Source organism: Streptomyces sp. NPDC060000, assembly GCF_042737375.1.
Lineage (GTDB): Bacteria > Actinomycetota > Actinomycetes > Streptomycetales > Streptomycetaceae > Streptomyces.
This window is the reverse complement of sequence record NZ_JBHWUU010000191.1, coordinates 1-1,007: the sequence shown is the minus strand read 5'-3', so window position 1 is coordinate 1,007 and position 1,007 is coordinate 1. Positions and strand designations below refer to the sequence as shown.

The 1,007-nt window shown below is 69.3% G+C and carries 1 protein-coding gene; it reads right to left on the bottom strand.

Translation table 11 applies throughout. The features are described from left to right. The coding region (locus tag ACFWBB_RS42640) for a condensation domain-containing protein (protein ID WP_385284718.1) at positions 1-1,007 on the bottom strand (1,007 nt) is incomplete at both ends.

Sequence of the window (1,007 nt, the reverse complement as noted above, 5' to 3'; positions counted from 1 at the left end):
GCCACCACCACCGCCACCGCATCCGGCGTCGCGACGGCCTGCGCCTCGAACCGGTCCACCACCAGCCCCCCGGGCCACACGGCCGTACCGCCCTGGGCCCACGCACCCAGCAGCAGCCCACGCTCGGCCTCCGACAGGAACACACCCCGCGCATCCCCGTCCACATCCGACGCCATCGCCTCCAGCACCGACCGGTACATCCCACCCAGCCGATCCAAATGCCCCCCGTCGATCACATCGTTCGGGCAGCTCAGCTTGACGTGGCCGGCGCGGCAGATGACGTTGAGCCCGAACTCGTTGCCGCCGGCTCCCATGGTCGCCTCGGCGTCGATGCTGTCGGTGTCGACCTGGTGGAAGTCGAGGTACTCGAACAGAACGCTCAACAGATCACCGCTGCCGCCCGCAGCACGCTGGATGGCGGGCAGCGGGTAACGGCGGCGCGCCCAGATCTCCGTCTCCTGGCGGTAGACCTGCTCCACCAGCTCACGCCAGGTCCGCGCCCCCTTCACCACGGGGAACGGGAGCGTGTTGAGGTGCATGCCAAGCACCCGGTCGGCGCCCGGCGCCTCCAGACGGCCGTGATAGACCACACCCGTGTGGAAGGCCTCCTCCGCCGTCAGCATGCCCAGCACCTTCAGATGCGCGGCCACCAGCACACTCTTCAGCGAGGTCCGCGCCTCGGTGGCGAGCCTGCGCAGCCCTTCCTCCAAGTCGGAGTAAGGCACCCGTACATGCTCCCGCTCACGCGGCGCCTCCTCCGGCGCGGCCCATGATGCGGGAAGCGCGAATGGGCTGTGGCTCCCCACGACGTCCTGCCAGAAGGACTGGTCACCCGGGTCGGCGAGCGAGGCCTGTTCGGCGGCGATGAAGTCGGCGTACCGCACAGCCGGCACCTCGTAGGCGGGCAGACCGTGACCGCCCCGCAGGCTGCGGTAGCACTCCAACAACTCCATCAGCAGGGTGTGGTAGCTCCACCCCTCCGTGATGGCATGGATGTGGCTGAACGT